This window comes from Rhizobium sp. N621, from assembly GCF_001664325.1.
GTDB classification, from domain to species: Bacteria; Pseudomonadota; Alphaproteobacteria; order Rhizobiales; family Rhizobiaceae; genus Rhizobium; species Rhizobium esperanzae.
Map to the genome: position 1 here is coordinate 3823907 of NZ_CP013495.1, position 13323 is coordinate 3837229.

The window sequence follows — 13323 nt, forward strand, 5'->3', positions numbered from 1 at the left end:
GGCTGGCAGCCCACCCAAAACCTATTGATTAGCGGTCTGGATTGATGACTCAGAAGATACTTCTCGCCGAAGACGACAATGATATGCGCCGTTTCCTGGTGAAAGCGCTCGAAAAGGCCGGCTACAAGGTCCTTTCTTACGACAATGGCGCCAGCGCCTACGACCGGCTGCGCGAGGAGCCGTTTTCCCTGCTGCTGACCGATATCGTCATGCCCGAAATGGATGGCATCGAGCTGGCGCGCCGCGCCACCGAACTCGATCCCGATCTGAAGGTGATGTTCATCACCGGTTTTGCCGCCGTGGCGCTGAACCCCGATTCGAAGGCGCCGAAGGATGCCAAGGTCCTTTCCAAGCCTTTCCACCTGCGCGACCTCGTCGACGAGGTCAATAAAATGCTTGCCGCGTAAGGCTTGTCGGGCGGCGCGTCACAAAACTGAAAAAAGCCTATTGACGGCTCCGAAGGTTTTGTGATCTATGCGCCGCCATCGGATGGGCGTGTAGCTCAGCGGGAGAGCACTACGTTGACATCGTAGGGGTCACAGGTTCAATCCCTGTCACGCCCACCATCCTAATTCGCTGAAAAGCAAAGGCCTTTCGAGAAATCGAGAGGCCTTTTTACATAGTGGCCCGCAGGTTCGATAAACCTGCCAATAGGAGTTCTCAGCGTGGCGCAGGTCATTAAACGACGCAAAACTCTCGTGGTGTCCAACGACAAGATTTCGCTGGCAAAAGGTGTCAGCCTTCCCCAGGGACGCTACCCCGTCACTGCCGAATATGTCGTATCTCACCTGCGAGGCAGGCCGGTCGAGCAGGCTGGCCGGGTGATGCTCCATCTGACGCGACAAAACCTCCTGGACTACGGCGTTGATCTGACCGGCAGCGCGATGCTGGGCAGCGACATCGATGTGAGCGGCAATGTGGCGCGCAAGGAAGCTATTCTGGAGTGATTTGCAGGGTATGGATGGTTGACCACCGTCCTTGCCCCACAGGGATGCACCTCCTGAGAGTGGCCAAGCCAAATTCGGTCACTGAACCATGTGAATTTTTGCCGATCCGGCGTATGGGGCATTCGACTCTCGCAAGCGGGTGGGATCAAAGGCAGGGATTAATTCTCGACCGGCAGCGCCGCAGTTTTTCCGCCCCTCGCCTCGCCGGCTTCCAAGGCACCTGCGCCCACGAAGTGCTGCACGAACGAACTTGCAAGCCGTCACCCCACTGCGGCCTCACTTCCATCTTCACCATAGCGACCGGTGGAAAAGGCAAGCAACTGTCCGGTTTTACCCGAGTCATGCAGAGGGCGGCTGCGGCGCGCCCGCATATAAGGATGTGCTCACGCCAGCATAAATTGCATACCATTGCTGAGTGCTCAGCCCCTCGTTGCTCGGAGTTCAAAAGTATGATTTTTGTGACAAACAGATGACGAGTTTGTGACAAAACGCGTGTGATTTCAGCAACATAGCGATGCAGCGTGTTGTCATGATCGACAATCATGTTGCGGTGCAACAACCCTTATGTAACTTCCGCGGCGAGGCAGACACCGAGCTAAAAAGGTGCCGCTTCGATCACACGGGGTGAAGACACGTAGGGACTGCCGATGGCAACGGTCTTCATCCTCTCGCATCTGAACTGGAGGTTATTCCATGAACATCAAGAGCCTTCTTCTCGGCTCCGCTGCTGCTCTCGCAGCAGTATCCGGCGCTCAGGCCGCTGACGCTATCGTCGCCGCAGAACCGGAACCGGTCGAATATGTTCGCGTCTGCGACGCTTACGGCACCGGCTACTTCTACATCCCTGGCACCGAAACCTGCCTGAAGATCAACGGCTACATCCGTTTTCAGGTTGACGTTGCTGATCAGCCGCTCAACGGCTCCGACAGCAACGACAGCGACTGGGATGCCCGTACCCGCGGTCAGGTTCAGTTCACGGCCAAGAGCGACACCGAATATGGTCCGCTGACCGGCGTTATCGTCATGCAGTTCAATGCTGACAACGCTTCGGATCAGGGCGCCAAGCTCGACTCCGCTTACCTCGACATCGCCGGCTTCCGCGCTGGTCTGTTCTACAGCTGGTGGGACGACGGTCTCTCGGGCGAAACCGACGACATCGGTTCTCCGGTCACGCTGCATAACTCCATCCGTTATCAGTACGAAACCGACGCCTTCTACGCTGGCATCAGCGTCGACGAACTGGAAGACGGCCCGTTCTACAACGACGAAACCGCCAACAACGTCGGCGTTGCCGTCGGTCTCGGCGGCAAGGCAGGTATCTTCAGCTACCAGATCACTGCCGGTTACGACACCGACAACGAAGAAGGCGCCGTCCGCGCCATGGGTACGGTTGCTGTTGGTCCGGGCACGCTCGGCCTCGCAGTTGTCTATGCATCCAATCCCAACGCCTATTACAACAAGGCTGAATGGGCGATCGCTGCCGAATACGCCATCAAGGCAACCGACAAGCTCAAGATCACCCCTGGTGTTCAGTACTACAGCGACTACGGTGTCACCGCTGGCGAATTCAACGACGGAGATGCCTGGAAGGTTGGCCTGACGGTTGATTACCAGATCGTCGACAACTTCTACGCCAAGGCTTCGGTTCAGTACCTCGATCCGGAAGACGGCGACGACTCCACCTCGGGCTACTTCCGCCTGCAGCGTTCGTTCTAATCAAGACTGCCGGTCAGACCGGCAGCTATTCATTCCTGATCTGACTGACCTCCGATCGGGAAAGAATGGGCCTGGACTTCCCTGCCTAGGCCCATTCCCCCTTGACCAGAAGTCCAAGACGGCAGGCGCTTGATGAGCGCCGCCATTATTGGGCGTCACATCGCTCCCTTGCCGATGTCCCGCAAATTATGCCAGCAAGCTCAGCCGACGTTCGGCCCGTCGGCGATCGGCGGAATCTTTATGCTGCACGGAACCAAATTTCGGACACAGAGCCATGCCATGGCGAATCGAAGGTGAAGCGGTGATTCGCCTCGCCAGGACATGGGACTTGAGATCGAAATGAAGTTATCCGCGCTTGTTGCCGCCGGCTTTGTTGCCGCCGTCCTCGCCTTGCCAGCCTCCGCCGCGCCGGCCTCCCCGCCTGAGACATTTCCCGGCGCTCCTGGCGTCATTACGCTTTCCGGCAAATGCGCCAGACTGGTCGTCGCCAAGTTTGACGCCACCAAGGGCTGCAAAAACGAGCTTGCCAGCGTCACGCTGGCCAACGGTTCGGTGACCTTCATCTTCACTTCAGATGGAAAGGCGCTCGGCTTCCAGGGCGATGGCAGCGGCATCAAGCCAGCCTCCAACGGCAATGCTCGCCTGCCGTTGAGCCTCGTCACGACGGGCGTCGGCAACAAGATGACCGGCCAGGTCAAGGTCGCCGGCTTCTGCACCTTCGGCAATCCCTACGCCGGCGAGCCGATCGCGATCGAATGCACCGCCGAAAGCAAGGACTCCTCCTTCACCGGCAGCTTCCGCACCGGCGGCAAGCTGGTGAAAAAGGGGAAATAGCTCAGGCGGCGCACCACGCGCCGCCGCCCCCCGGCTGGCGCGCCAGCCCTTCCTTGATCAGCTGCACGCCAAAAGAGCGCCCGTCGCGCGAAACGATCCGCGGCGCGCCTGAGGCCTCGGTCTTTCCGGCGGCATCGATGGTGAAGGGGCCGGCGTTCAGAAGCGCCAGTAGGCGCAGCTTCGCGGCAAAGGCCACCCTGCGTTCGTCATCGCAGCGCGCCTGGTCGGCCACCGGGCTTGCCATATCGGCAATGACGATCTTTTCGCCCTTGTACCAGAAGACGCCGCCGTCGCCGACGCAATTGATATGCGCGCCCTGCCCGCAATAGCCGAAGGCGCCCGTCGCCGTCTGCTGAGCCCCGGGAGAGGCCGAGGCCGGCACCGCCTTGACCGGCTGGATGGCCGGCGTCGGGATTGCGGCCGGCGGCAGCGGCTGCGGCTGCAGCGCGGCTCTCGGAGTCGGTGCGGCAAGCGCCACCTGCTTCGGCGGCACATCCTTCCTGGCGACAGGTCTCGGCTCCGCCATTTCCCGTGCGATCGGCGCCGACTGCCGTTCAAGCATAGGCCGAAGGCTCTTCCAATTGTCGTGAGCGACGATGCCGCCGATCGCGGCAATGCCGATCACTGCCCAGGGCAGCAATCCGCCGCGGCTGCGCGCTCTGCTCTTTCCTCTCGCCGGCGCCTTCCGGCGGCCGCGTGTCGCTGTCTTGGCCATCTGTTCGAATCCCGTGAGGCCGGGATTATCGCTGCCCAATCCTTTCCGAAAGGTTGGCGTGAGCCGGTTATCTTTGACGGCGTGTCGATTCGCTAGACAGCGAAACGCCCGGCATCGCCGGGCGCCTATCTCTCCAAAACTATCTTCCGCTTATTCCGGATTGACGGCCGAAGGCTCGTTTTTTCCGGCCGATGCCGCGCCGCTGATCGGCTGTTTGCGTTTGCCGATCTCGATGCGCTTGTCGGCCCCCTCGCGGATGGCCTGCCATTCATTTTCGTGCCGAATAACAATATCTCGGGGCACAAAGTTCATTGTCATATGTTTTTCACCCTGTTTCGAATCGACCATCAGCACGCCGAAGCGGCCTCCGGAATAGCCGTTATTTCTTGGTTTTCGCATGGGCTTTGATGTCGGGACCACCCTTGGAGAGGTCCGCACCGCTCACATGTGCCGGCACGTGAATGTCATGGTAGACGCCAGGGGTCAGCGTCAGGTCGACGTGATGCGGCGGCAGCACCTGTGCCTTCTGCATGCGGTTTGGCTTTGCCCGCTTCATGCGGTCGGATGCCTCTGTACGTTTATCGGGAATATGGGTCGAAGTGTGCATCATCCGCATCCTTTTCAGCTCAACCAGGGTTTAACGAGCGGGGGGGCAGATGGTTCCCGAAATTATGCGGTTTTACGTGGGGCGTTTGGCCTTGACTGGTTTGGGAAGTAGATTACCTAAGGCCTATCCCGCAGCCTTCCAGACATCGGCTACGGGGAACATTGGTGCCGGGCCCCTCTGGCGAGAGTTTTTACGGCGCTCTCGTGATGTCGGTACCGCCTGCAACTCAGCCGGCGGATTTTTCATCGATGAAAAAGCTCACCATGCCTCGTCAGCATGCCCGTTGTGGCGTGCCGCGTTTTTCCACTATTTCTACCCTCTCCAGCAAGCCTTGCTGCGAGGTGCGGCCATGAATCAGTCCCAGACCACCAAATCCTCGCTCGGCTATTTCCGCTGGGCCTTCATCGTCACGGCTATCGGCCTTGTTCTCGGCGCTGTGCTTGGTTGGCAGACAACCGGCACGATCGGCGGCATGGCGACCGTCTTCTTCATCTGTGCCGTGCTTGCGGTGCTGGAGATCTCGCTCTCCTTCGACAACGCCATTGTCAACGCTAACAAGCTGAAGGAGATGACCCCGATCTGGCAAAAACGATTCCTCACCTGGGGCATCATCATTGCCGTTTTCGGCATGCGCATCGTCTTCCCTCTGGCGATCGTCGCGATAGCCGCGCGCATCGGCCCCTGGGATGCCTTGGTGCTGGCCGCCCGCGAACCCGAGGAATATGCCCGCATCATGAATGATGCGCATCTGCCGATCGCAGCCTTCGGCGGCACCTTCCTGATGATGGTCGGCCTCAGCTATTTCTTCGACCATGAGAAGAAGATCCATTGGCTTCGCGGCCTGGAGAAGGTGATGGCGCGCTCGGCGACCATCAGGGGCATCGAGATCGCCTTCGTGCTGGCGCTGATGCTTGTCTTCTCCTGGCTGATTGGCGAGGAGGAGGCCAGCGTCTTCGTCCATTGCGCCATCTACGGCCTGCTGACCTTTCTCGCGGTCGAGGTCGTCGGCGAGTTGCTCGATGCGTCGCAGCAGACGATGAGCGCTGCCGCCAAGGGCGGTCTCGGCGCCTTCATCTATCTGGAGGTGCTGGATGCCAGCTTCTCCTTCGACGGCGTCATCGGCGCCTTCGCCTTGACGCAGAATCTCTTCGTCATCGCGATCGGCCTCGGCATCGGCGCCATGTACGTGCGCTCGATGACGATCATGCTGGTGGAGAAGGGAACGCTTGCCGAATACCGCTATCTCGAACATGGCGCCTTCTACGCCATCCTGATCCTCGCAGTGATCATGTATGCGCAGACCCTGGTGCACATTCCCGAGGTAATCACCGGTCTCGGGGGCGCGGCTCTGATCGGCCTGTCGCTCTGGTCGTCGATCCGCCACAACAAGCGCGAGCGGGAAGATCACGCCGACCGGCGGGAAGAACTACATGCCTGACGTGGCAGACAATTGAAGGTCGCGACGCGCCTCAGCGTCGCGGCTGTCACTCGGACAAAAATAAGGCCCGCGACCATCCGGTTGCGGGCTGTTTCATTCCTGCATGGCTTGAACGGCTTAGCGGATGACCTGACCGAAGGAAGCCGGATCGATGCCAAGCTCCTTGAGGTCGCGGGCGCGCGGACGGCGACCGGCTTCGACAGCAGCGCTGACGGCGTTGGCGGCGCTCAGCGCAGCAAATGCGCGGCCCAGGAAACCGGCGTGGACTGAATTGCGGATGGCGGACATTGTCCTGTTCCTCTTACTCTATAATTGACCACTCATAGATGGCAGTGCGCTGTCGCATCGACAATGCACGTAAAATCACCGCAGCCATGCAAAAAGAAGAGGCCGGCGCATGTTTCCAGGCCGGCCTTGAGGCAGGGGTAAGGTTGTCTTTTTCTTCTAGTCTTCGTTTGCCGCCAGTTGCGACAGCACCTGGCCCCGACCGCGGATGCGCAGGATCAGCGGGATCAGGAAAGCGGCCGCCGCAACGATGAGCAGGCCTGCCGCGATCGGCGACATCACCAGCGTCGTCACGTCGCCCTGGCTGATCGCCAGCGCGCGGCGCAGCTGCTGCTCGGCCAGCGGCCCGAGGATGAGGCCGACGACGGCAGGCGCGATCGGATAGCCGAAGAGCCGCATCACATAGCCGAGCAGGCCGAAGGCGAGCAGCATGCCGAGCTCGAACACGGAAGGATTGGCGCCGATCGTTCCGAGCGTCGCAAACAGCAGGATGCCGGCATAGAGCCACGGCTTCGGTATCGTCAGCAGCCGCACCCAGAGCCCGATCATCGGCAGGTTCAGGACGAGCAGCATCGCATTGGCGATGAGCAGGCTGGCGATCAGCCCCCAGACGAGCTGCGGATTGGTGGCAAACAGGAGCGGCCCCGGCTGCAATCCGTATTGCTGGAAGCCGGCGAGCATGATTGCCGCCGTCGCCGTCGTCGGCAGGCCGAGGGTCAGGAGGGGCACCAGCGTGCCGGCGGCGGACGCATTGTTCGCCGCCTCCGGTCCGGCCACGCCTTCGATCGCGCCATGGCCGAACTCTTCCGGGTTCTTCGCCAGCCGCTTTTCGGTCGAGTAGGACAGGAACGTGCCGATTTCAGCGCCGCCGGCCGGCATCGCGCCGATCGGGAAGCCGATCAGCGTGCCGCGAAGCCAGGGCTTCCAGGAGCGTGACCAGTCCTGCGCGTTCATCCAGAGCGAACCCTTGACCGCCTCTACCTGCTCCGCGGCCCGGTTGCCCTGCGCTGCGATATAGAGCGTCTCGCCGATCGCGAACATCGCCACGGCAAGCGTCGTCACCTCGACGCCGTCGAGCAGGTCGGGGATGCCGAAGGAAAGCCTGGCCTGCCCCGTCTGCTGGTCGATGCCGACCATGGCAAGCGCGAAACCGATGAACAGCGCGGTCAGGCCTCGCAGCGCCGAATCCCCAAAGGCGGAGGAGACGGTAACGAAGGCGAGCACCATCAGCGCGAAATATTCACGCGGCCCGAAGACCAGCGCCAGCTTGACGATATAGGGCGCGATGAAGGCGAGCCCGAGCGTCGCTATGAGCCCGGCGACGAAGGAGCCGATCGCCGCCGTCGCCAGCGCCGGTCCGCCGCGCCCGGCGCGCGCCATCTTGTTGCCCTCGAGCGCGGTGACGATCGAGGCGCTTTCACCCGGCGTGTTGAGCAGGATCGACGTCGTCGAACCGCCATACATGCCGCCGTAATAGATGCCGGCGAACATGATCAGCGAGCCGCCCGGATCGAGCTTGTAGGTGGCCGGCAACAGCAGCGCCACGGTGAGCGCAGGGCCAATGCCGGGCAGCACGCCGACGGCAGTGCCGAGTGTCACGCCGACCAGCGCATAAACCAGGTTCATCGGCTGCATCGCAACCAGGATCCCCTGCCATAGGAATTCGAATGTGCTCATCTTGGTGTCCCAGGCGGCGTTCCCGTCCGTGCCTTCGCAATCGGTCGCCGCGAAAAATCAAAAGAGCTGACAGCGCGTCCCGCGCGCTGTCAGAAGAACAGGCGTTCGAGCGGGCCGGCCGGCAGCGTCAGCTGCAGCAGCTGCGAGAAGATCGCCCAGACGACGAAGCTGAAGACGATGCCGAACGGCAGCGAGATCCAGAGCTTGCGTTTGCCGAAGCCGCGTGCCGTGAATGCAAACAGCACACCGGTGGCGATCGAGAAGCCGGCAAGGCGCAGAAGCAGCATCTGTCCGACAAGGCCGGCAACGATCCAGATGACCGGCGCCACTTCCTGCCGATCGCGTTCCGGAAACTCGCCGCGCCAGGCTTCGGCGACCGTCCAGACGCCAAGACAGAAAAGCCCGAACGCCACCACCTCCGGCACGGTTGCCGGACCGATGCGGGCATACTGTGCGATCGTTTTCAGATGCGTTGCATCCCAGGCCATCACACCCGCGATGACGAAGAGGAAAACGGCAATGATGAACGCCGCCCGATCAGGGCGGCGCTCGGTTGCCGAGGAGGTGTTATCCTCGCTCATTGAACAAGTCCGATCTCTTTAAGAATGCCCTCGGTGGCGGAGACGTCCTTTTCGAGCTGCGCCTTGAAGGCATCGCCGGACAGATAGGTGTCGGCCCAGCCCTTGGTCTTCAGGGTCTCCTGCCAGGTGGCGGAGCTGTGCAGCTTCTCGAAATCGGCGGTGATCTTGGCGACCTCGTCGTCCGACAGGCCGGGGGCTGCGGCGACCATGCGCCAGTTCTGGATGCTGACGTCGGTGCCGGCTTCCTTCAGCGTCGGGGCATCGACGCCGTCGATACGCTTGTCGCTGGAGACGGCGAGGAGACGGAGCATGCCTGCCTTTACCTGCGATTCGAACTCGCTGTAGCTCGAAATGCCTGCTGTGACCTGGTTGCCGAGAATGGCGGCCAGCGCTTCACCGCCGCCGGAGAAGGCGACGTAGTTGATCTTCGTCGGGTCGACCCCGGAAGCCTTGGCGATCAGGCCTGCGGTGATGTGGTCTGTGCCGCCGGCCGAGCCGCCGCCCCAGGAAACCGAACCCGGATCCTTCTTCAGCGCCGCGACCAGATCGGCCATCGTCTTGATATCGGACGAGGCGGGAACGACAACGGCCTCATATTCGCCGGTCAGACGGGCGATCGGCGTCACGTCCTTCAGCGTCACCGGCGACTTGTTGGTGAGGATGGCGCCGACCATGACGTAGCCGCCGACGATCAGTGAATTCGGATTGCCGGCAGCCTGGCTGCTGAACTGCGCAAGGCCGATGGTGCCGCCGGCGCCGGGAACGTTCTGGACCTGCACGTTGCCGGCGATCTTCTCCTGCTGCAGCGCGGCCTGCAGCGAACGGGCCGTCTGGTCCCAGCCGCCGCCGGGAGCGGCCGGCGCGATGATGGTGTAGTCGGCCGCATAGGCCGGCAGCGCGATGGCGGCTGCGAGAATGGTTGCGATGAACGTATGCTTCACGATGTGTCCTCCGTGGGCGGCTGAGCGAACCGCCTATTATTCTCGAGTGAATCGGGAGGGTGGCCGGCCAGCGGACGCAGTTGTCCTGAATGACGAGCGGAATGCCTCCCAAGGCTTCAATTCTCCGCCTCCACGGAGAAGAAGTAGCCAAAGCCACCACAACAACCTGTCATCTAGCTGACATCGGCAAGATATCCAGAAGGAGAAGCCACTTTTTTGCCGTAATTGGGCCAGCAGCCCGCCGAGGTGTAACAGATCTTGAGATCATGAACCGGCCGAAAGCTGGCCTTCTTCACTGCGCCCGCAGAACCTCGTTCCAGTGCGCGATCAGCCGCGCACGCTTTACCTGGTCGAGATAGACCATCAGCCCGGGACTGACCGGCACCGGTCGAAGTTGGGCGCCGAGCAGCTCCTGCAGCGTATTGGCAGTGTTTTCCCCCGCCACCTCTGGGCTGACGGCCGGGATCTGCAGCTCGCGCGCCATGATTGTCTGGCCCACCTTCGACATGAAAAAGGCAAGGTAGCGGCGCCCGAGTTCCGGCTCGGCCGCAGCCTGCGGCACCAGCCCGATGCGCGACATCACCACCGTATAGTCCTTCGGCAGCACGATGCCGACATCGGGGTACCGCGAAGCCCAGTCAGCGGCGTAGGAACCGAGAATATTATAGCCGAGCACGAAGCGCCCGTCGGCCACGCGTTCGAGGATCGCAGAGCTCGTCGAGTAAAGTTTGACGCCGGCCGCGCCCATCGCGCCGATCACCGACCAGATGTCGCCGAATTGCTCCTGGTCGCGCGCCATGAAGAGAAAGCCGACACCGGAGCGCTCGATATCGTAAGTGCTGATCCGGCCATAGACCGCATTGCCCTTACGCTTCAGATAGTCGACGAGTTCCGCCCGCGAGCTCGGCACCGACTCGTGCGCGAAGCTCGGCTTGTGATAGACGAACACCGCCGGTTCGAAGGTCAGCGCATAGGCGGTATTGCGCCAATTCGCCCATTTCGGCCAGGCAGCACTCATCGGCAGGTCGCTGATCTGCGCATAGCCGTCGTTGGAAAGCTTCACCTGCAGGTCCATCGCCGAGGAAAAGGCAAAATCCGCCGTTTTGCCGCCGGCATCCGTTTCCCTGACGATCCGGTCGTAGATTTCACCGGTCAGCATATCCTCATATCTGACCGCGACATCAGGATTGGCCTCCTGGAACCCCCGGATCATCGGCTGTGCCAAGGGCTCGTCGAGCGAAGAATAGACCGTCAGCACCGGTGCGGCTGTATTGCCCGACTTCGCCGGATAAAAGGCTTGGTCGGCGAGCACGCAACCCGGCCAGAACGCCAGCAGCAAGATGAAAATTCTCCTCATGCAGCAACAATGCCTGAGCATACAGAGAGGAGCAAGGGCGTGATCGGACCTGCAGCGAGCGTCGCCAGTATTGCGACGGAACCGCAGCAGCCAACGTGTCGGTCCGACATCCCTTTGACCATAAATGATTATGATTCCCCGTCATCCTTCACCCGTTTTGAGTATTGATGAAGATTGGGGACGATATAGGGTGCGCTGCCGCGTCAAAACGTCGAAGCCGCCCGAATTTACTTTTTCGGGAGACGACTATACGCGACAAAAAACTCTAAAAAAGCTAAACTATTCTGGGAAGACCCATGGGAGGGGTCATGGAACGACGACTGAGCGCTATTCTCGCTGCGGATGTCGTCGGCTACAGCCGATTGATGGGCATTGATGAGTCAGGCACCTTGCAGGCGCTGAACCGTCATCGCTGCGAGCTGGTTGACGTTCGTATTTCGGACTACAAGGGCCGGATCGTCAAACTCACCGGCGATGGCATCCTTGCCGAATTCCAGAGCGTGGTGAATGCCGTCGCCTGCGCCGCCGAAATACAGCGCAGCATGTCCGCCCGCAACGAGAACGTGCCGAAGGACGAGCGCGTTGAATTCCGCATCGGCATCAATCTCGGCGATGTCGTCGTCGAGAACGGCGACATATTCGGTGACGGCGTCAATCTTGCCGCAAGGCTCGAGCGTATCGCAGCACCGGGCGGCATCGCCGTGTCGGCCTCCGTGCGCGACCAGGTCGGCTCGCGCCTCAATCTCGGCTTCGAATTCATCGGCGAGCACATGCTGAAGAATATCAGGCAGCCCGTTCACGTCTACACCGTCACCTTGGCGCCGCCCTCATCGACCCGACTGGTGGCACAGAACCGCAATACCTGCTTCATTGCCGTGCTGCCCTTCACAAATATGAGCGGCGACGCCGATCAGGATTATTTTTCCGACGGCATCACCGAAGATATCATCACCGATCTCTCGAAGATCTCGAGCCTGCACGTCGTGCCGCGCAACACCATCTTTACCTACAAGGGCATATCGGTGAAGTTGAAGCGCCTCGCCCAGGAACTCGGAGTGCGTTATGTGCTCGAAGGAAGCGTGCGCATCTTCGACAAGCGCGTACGCATCTCCGGCCAGCTGATCGACACTGCCAATGGCGACCATCTCTGGGCCGAGCGTTACGACCGCGATCTCACCGACATCTTTGCGATTCAGGACGAAATCACACAGGCGATCGTCAGCCAGCTGAAGGTGCGCCTGCTGCCGGAGGAGAAGAAGGCGATCGCCAACGAACCGACGGCCAATGTCGAGGCCTACACCTATTATCTCAGGGGCCGCCAGCTCTCCCACAGCTGGACGAAATCCTACCTGCAGCTCGCAAGGCGCATGTTCTGCAAGGCGGTGGAACTCGACCCTGATTATGCCCGGGCCTATGCAGGCATCGCCGATTGCGACGCTGCGATCCGCGACTGGGCGCCCGACGATGTGCCGCTGAGGCGCATCCTCGAAATGAGCGCCCGGGCGCTTCAGCTCGATCCCGATCTTCCCGAAGCTCATGCCTCGCATGGCTTGGCGCTGCATCAAAGCGGCCTCGATGATCGGGCGGCGGCCGCCTTCGAACGTGCCCTCACGCTCGACCCGAACCTCTTCGAGGCGAATTTCCATTACGCCCGGTTCTTCTTCATGCGCGGCAACTTTGCCGAATCCGTTCAATATTTCACCCGCGCCGCCGAAATCCGCCCTGACGACTACGTCTCGCCGATCCATCTGATGTCGGCCTACCGCTCGCTCGGCCGTCCGGTGGATACGGAAAACTGGGCGCGACTCGGCCTGCTGCGCGCCGAACGTGCGCTGAACCTCAATCCCGAAAACTCCGGACCGGCCCATCGCGGCGCGCTGGCGCTTGCCCATCTCGGCGATGCAACGCGGGCACGCGACTGGGCCGCCCGCGCGATCGCCATCGATCCCGACGACATCGTCGCCCAGTATAATCTTGCCTGCGTCTATTCCGTCCTCGGCGATACCGACCGAGCAATCGACCTGCTCGAGAAGCTGCTGCCGCACAGCTCCGTCTATCACATCAAATGGTTCAACAATGATTCCGACCTCGACAACATCCGCGACGATCCTCGCTTCCGGAAATTGTTGGCGACCGCAATGACGGAACGTGAGCGGATCGAGAGGACCGGGAGCTGAAATCCCGTTCTCGGCCATTCACCGAATTTTGAAAATCGCTATGACATC

General features: G+C 61.1%; 14 protein-coding genes and 1 tRNA gene. 7 read left to right on the plus strand and 8 right to left on the minus strand.

The window, feature by feature from the left end; translation table 11 throughout:
* Positions 1-44 precede the first annotated feature (44 nt).
* The 5 genes from cpdR1 to AMK00_RS18445 all read left to right on the plus strand — a co-directional run bounded on the left by cpdR1 (position 45) and on the right by AMK00_RS18445 (position 3497).
* Entirely contained in the window at positions 45-407 is a 363-nt protein-coding gene (cpdR1, locus tag AMK00_RS18425) for a response regulator CpdR1 (protein ID WP_003542883.1), read from the plus strand.
* 84 nt (positions 408-491) lie between these two features.
* Positions 492-566: transfer RNA gene (locus AMK00_RS18430), tRNA-Val, on the plus strand.
* A gap of 99 nt (positions 567-665) precedes the next feature.
* Positions 666-947, plus strand: coding sequence for a hypothetical protein (locus AMK00_RS18435; RefSeq protein WP_237350418.1), 282 nt, complete (start codon positions 666-668; stop codon positions 945-947).
* Positions 948-1640: 693 nt separating this feature from the next.
* On the plus strand, positions 1641-2663 hold the full coding sequence (locus AMK00_RS18440; protein ID WP_064811333.1) for a porin: 1023 nt from the start codon (positions 1641-1643) through the stop codon (positions 2661-2663).
* Between the two features lie 339 nt (positions 2664-3002).
* The gene (locus AMK00_RS18445) at positions 3003-3497 is read left to right on the plus strand and encodes a hypothetical protein (protein ID WP_088396255.1); all 495 of its coding nucleotides are present in this window, start codon (positions 3003-3005) and stop codon (positions 3495-3497) included.
* Between the two features lies 1 nt (position 3498).
* Here the strand turns inward: AMK00_RS18445 and AMK00_RS18450 are convergent, their stop codons facing one another.
* The 3 genes from AMK00_RS18450 to AMK00_RS18460 form a co-directional block, all read right to left on the minus strand.
* Positions 3499-4212, minus strand: coding sequence for a hypothetical protein (locus tag AMK00_RS18450; protein ID WP_064811763.1), 714 nt, complete (start codon positions 4210-4212; stop codon positions 3499-3501).
* 150 nt (positions 4213-4362) lie between these two features.
* Positions 4363-4566 (minus strand): hypothetical protein, encoded by a 204-nt coding sequence (locus tag AMK00_RS18455; protein WP_123876223.1) that lies wholly within the window; start codon positions 4564-4566, stop codon positions 4363-4365.
* Between the two features lie 25 nt (positions 4567-4591).
* On the minus strand, positions 4592-4822 hold the full coding sequence (locus AMK00_RS18460; protein ID WP_064811335.1) for a hypothetical protein: 231 nt from the start codon (positions 4820-4822) through the stop codon (positions 4592-4594).
* Positions 4823-5168: 346 nt separating this feature from the next.
* Between AMK00_RS18460 and AMK00_RS18465 the strand changes: the two genes are divergently transcribed.
* On the plus strand, positions 5169-6257 hold the full coding sequence (locus tag AMK00_RS18465; protein ID WP_064811764.1) for a DUF475 domain-containing protein: 1089 nt from the start codon (positions 5169-5171) through the stop codon (positions 6255-6257).
* 117 nt (positions 6258-6374) lie between these two features.
* Here AMK00_RS18465 and AMK00_RS32630 read toward each other — a convergent pair whose 3' ends face one another.
* The 5 genes from AMK00_RS32630 to AMK00_RS18485 form a co-directional block, all read right to left on the minus strand.
* Positions 6375-6545 (minus strand): hypothetical protein, encoded by a 171-nt coding sequence (locus AMK00_RS32630; RefSeq protein WP_094299101.1) that lies wholly within the window; start codon positions 6543-6545, stop codon positions 6375-6377.
* A gap of 156 nt (positions 6546-6701) precedes the next feature.
* On the minus strand, positions 6702-8219 hold the full coding sequence (locus AMK00_RS18470; protein ID WP_064804942.1) for a tripartite tricarboxylate transporter permease: 1518 nt from the start codon (positions 8217-8219) through the stop codon (positions 6702-6704).
* Between the two features lie 89 nt (positions 8220-8308).
* A complete protein-coding gene (locus tag AMK00_RS18475) occupies positions 8309-8800 on the minus strand; it encodes a tripartite tricarboxylate transporter TctB family protein (RefSeq protein WP_064804943.1) in 492 nt (163 codons plus the stop codon).
* A complete protein-coding gene (locus tag AMK00_RS18480) occupies positions 8797-9741 on the minus strand; it encodes a Bug family tripartite tricarboxylate transporter substrate binding protein (protein WP_064804945.1) in 945 nt (314 codons plus the stop codon). The genes AMK00_RS18475 and AMK00_RS18480 overlap by 4 nt, the downstream gene beginning before the upstream one ends.
* Before the next feature lie 292 nt (positions 9742-10033).
* Complete coding sequence (locus tag AMK00_RS18485; protein ID WP_064811336.1) at positions 10034-11080, minus strand: ABC transporter substrate-binding protein; 1047 nt, start codon at positions 11078-11080, stop codon at positions 10034-10036.
* Between the two features lie 326 nt (positions 11081-11406).
* Between AMK00_RS18485 and AMK00_RS18490 the strand changes: the two genes are divergently transcribed.
* Complete coding sequence (locus AMK00_RS18490) at positions 11407-13275, plus strand: TPR end-of-group domain-containing protein (RefSeq protein WP_064811337.1); 1869 nt, start codon at positions 11407-11409, stop codon at positions 13273-13275.
* The last annotated feature ends 48 nt before the right edge of the window (positions 13276-13323 follow it).